This window comes from Clostridium sp. 7_2_43FAA (genome assembly GCF_000158375.2).
In the GTDB taxonomy this organism is placed as follows: domain Bacteria; phylum Bacillota; class Clostridia; order Clostridiales; family Clostridiaceae; genus Clostridium; species Clostridium tertium.
Map to the genome: position 1 here is coordinate 1 of NZ_JH815220.1, position 3,438 is coordinate 3,438.

General features: G+C 30.0%; 2 protein-coding genes and 1 rRNA gene. 1 reads left to right on the forward strand and 2 read right to left on the reverse strand.

Annotated features, from left to right (window positions below; all coding sequences use genetic code 11):
* Nucleotides 1-85 (reverse strand): 16S ribosomal RNA (locus CSBG_RS00005); the annotation flags it as partial.
* 805 nt (nt 86-890) lie between these two features.
* Nucleotides 891-2,330, reverse strand: coding sequence for an N-acetylglucosamine-specific PTS transporter subunit IIBC (nagE, locus tag CSBG_RS00010; RefSeq protein WP_008675948.1), 1,440 nt, complete (start codon nt 2,328-2,330; stop codon nt 891-893).
* Between the two features lie 540 nt (nt 2,331-2,870).
* Between nagE and CSBG_RS00015 the strand changes: the two genes are divergently transcribed.
* On the forward strand, nt 2,871-3,389 hold the full coding sequence (locus CSBG_RS00015; RefSeq protein WP_008675950.1) for a PTS glucose transporter subunit IIA: 519 nt from the start codon (nt 2,871-2,873) through the stop codon (nt 3,387-3,389).
* Nucleotides 3,390-3,438: the final 49 nt, after the last annotated feature.

Genomic DNA, 3,438 nt, shown 5'->3' on the forward strand with positions numbered 1-3,438 from the left:
CCCGAAGGAACTCCTCTCGCTCGACTTGCATGTGTTAGGCACGCCGCCAGCGTTCGTCCTGAGCCAGGATCAAACTCTCAATAAAAAGTTTAATCTTTGCTCAAATTACTTTGAGTCTTAATGTTAAGACGTCTAAAAGAATTGCTGGTTTGTTTACTTAACTTATTTTCTGTTCAATTTTCAAAGACCATTTTCTTCATCGCCCTCAAGCGACTTTCTTATCTTATCACTTATTCACTTTCTTGTCAACAATGTTTTTTAACTTTTTTCAAGTTATCTTGCTGCAATCAATTCGTTAATAAGTGACGAGTTACATAATATCATGTTAGATTCCCCCTACTCTTTATGAAATAATCTTATTTTTATAAATTATATTGATTTCTCTATACTTTTCTTCTATTTTCTTATTTTTTTAATTACTGATACACCAGGATAGGTTAATTATATATTTTTATGTTAACACCAGTGTAAATTGTGTATATCCTTATATATATAGATATTTCTGTTTGTTTAATCCTATATTTATATACAATTATATATAGGATTTTAATTTTACAATCTATATATAATTGTATGGTTTATATGATTATTTTAATAATCTTCATAATTAAAATTAATAATACATTATAAAGTTAACTTACTCTTTTAAACAAAATAACAACACTAAGCTTATGAATAATAAAACTGAGTTTATATAAAATCTAAATTTAGATAAGATATAGTGCTTTAATGTAATATTTTATATATTGTATGAATATAACCAGTTAATTAATATAATTGAAGTAATCTATCTATTTAATGTTTATTTATAACTTTTATTATATAAATAGAAATAGAAGGCACACTTTCGTACACCTTCTATTTCTATTTACTTTATTTTATTTTATTTATTATCTCTTTAATTCTGCTTTTATTGCATCAGCAACAAATTGCACATTTGTTCCAACTATTACTTGGATATTTCCTTTTCCAGGTCTTATAACCCCTCTAGCTCCTAGAGCTGTTAAACTTTTATCTTTAATTATAGCGTTATCTTTAACACCAAGTCTTAATCTAGTAACACAGTTGTCTACTGATACTATATTTTCTTTTCCACCTAAAGCTTGGATATATGCTTTAGCTAATTCATTCATATCTCCACTAACTGCTACATTTTCACTTAATTCATCATCGTCGTCTTCTCTACCTGGAGTCTTTAAGTTGAATTTAGTGATTACGAATCTAAATACTACATAGTATAAAATTGCAAATACTAAACCAATTGGTATTAACCAAAGTGGATTTTCAGCCATTGGAGCCTTAAAGCTTAAGATCCAATCAACAAATCCAGCACTGAAGTTAAATCCAGCTCTTACTGGTAATAATGTACAAACTATAGCTGAAACACCTGTTAAAGCAGCATGAACTACATATAGTCCTGGTGCTAAGAACATGAATGCGAATTCTAATGGTTCTGTAACTCCTGTAAAGAATGAAGATAATGCAGCTGCTAATAATAATCCATATACAGCTTTCTTCTTATTATCTTTAGCAGTATGATACATAGCTAAAGCTCCTGCTGGTAAACCAAACATCATTACTGGGAAGAATCCAGTCATGTACATTCCAGTTACACCTTGAGTACCTGTTCCTGCCCAGAAGTTTCCGATATCATTAATTCCTGCAACATCAAACCAGAATACTGAGTTAAGTGCATGGTGAAGTCCTGTAGGTATTAATAATCTATTAAAGAATGCATATATACCTGATCCAACAGCTCCTGTAGAAACAATTGCCTTACCAAATGATACTAGTGCATTGTAAACTACTGGCCATACAAAGAATAATACAAGTGCTGCAACTAATGATGCTAATGCTGTCATAATTGCAACTGATCTCTTACCACTGAAGAAACCTAAAGCATCTGGTAATTTAGTATTTTTAAACTTGTTGTAACATGTTGCCCCGATTAAACCTGCAACAATACCAACGAATTGAGTTTGAATTTTTGAGAATGCTGCTGGTACTTCTGCAACATCTATTCCTTTAAACATTCCAACAACTGCTGGGCTTAATAAAGTTGTGATCATAAGCCATGAAACTAAACCAGCAAGTCCTGCTGTACCATCATTATCGTCTGACATTCCAACTGCTACACCAATTGCAAAAAGAATAGCCATATTATCAATTAGAGCTCCACCAGCTTTTAATAAGAAAGCTGCCATAACATTGTTAGCACCCCAACCTGTAGGGTCAATCCAATAACCAATACCCATTAATATACTTGCAACAGGTAATGCTGCTACTGGAAGCATTAAAGATTTTCCTAATCTTTGAAGATACTTCATCATAATAATAAATCCTCCTTAAATTTTTTTATATACAAATTTAAGCAGCTGTATAATATAATTCCGAGTAAGAAATAAAAAAAGCCGAAAAGGATATTATAGATATATAAATCCTCTTCGGCTCATGCTCAACTAATTGATAACACGCCTAAATTTGTACACATATTTTATTTACAATATTATTGTATCATCTGTTGTTATTGTTTTCAATATCCTTTTTTATTATTTTTTGATGATTTTCTTAAGATTTCATTAATTATATTAAATATGCTCATCTTTGCTAACGATTTCATTAGTTTTTTTTTATTTAGTTTATTGACAACTATTAATAACTATATATATAATCATACTAGACGTGTTACTGTTTAATCAGGCATGAGTCCATCTATAATTTTAGGGCTTATGCCTTTTGTTTTTAACATTTTGTATATAATATTTATGTATTTATTCTTAGATATTTATAAATACTATAAGTATTAATTTATACACTCATTAAAATTTGAAGTAGAAAGGATGTGGATTCCTGATTATTCAGGAAATACTATGTTTAATTTTATTAAGAACTTATTTAAGTCAGACTCAAACAATGAAAATGCTGTAGTTAATCCTAACGCACTTGTTGCTCCTGTTTCTGGTAAGATTATTCCTTTATCAGAAGTTCCAGACCCAGTTTTCGCTGAAAAACTAGCTGGAGATGGAATGGCTATAATAGCTGAAGGAGATACTATTGTTGCTCCTGCTGATGGAGAAGTTACTCTTATTTTTAAAACTAAGCATGCATTTGCTATGACTTTAGAAAATGGATTAGAGTTACTTATTCACATAGGATTAGAAACTGTTTCTCTTGATGGAGAAGGTTTTGAACAATTAGTTGAACAAGGTACAAAAGTTAAAGCTGGTACACCATTAATTAAAATAAACAGAGAATTAATCTTAAGCAAAGGATTATCTCTTGCTACACCAGTATTAATAACTAATGTTGATGCAACTAAGTCAATAACTCCAGTTGAAAGTGGAGATGCTGTTGCAGGCAAAACTGTAGTTGTTAACTTCGAAGTATAATAATTTTTTATAAAATAAAAATCAGCCATATTTTATAATGGCTGATTTT

What these genes read in the sequence shown, in the direction of transcription:
- nagE (WP_008675948.1), bottom strand. Translation starts at nt 2,330, where the DNA reads ATGATGAAGTATCTTCAAAGATTAGGAAAATCTTTAATGCTTCCAGTA.
- CSBG_RS00015 (WP_008675950.1), top strand. Translation starts at nt 2,871, where the DNA reads ATGTTTAATTTTATTAAGAACTTATTTAAGTCAGACTCAAACAATGAA.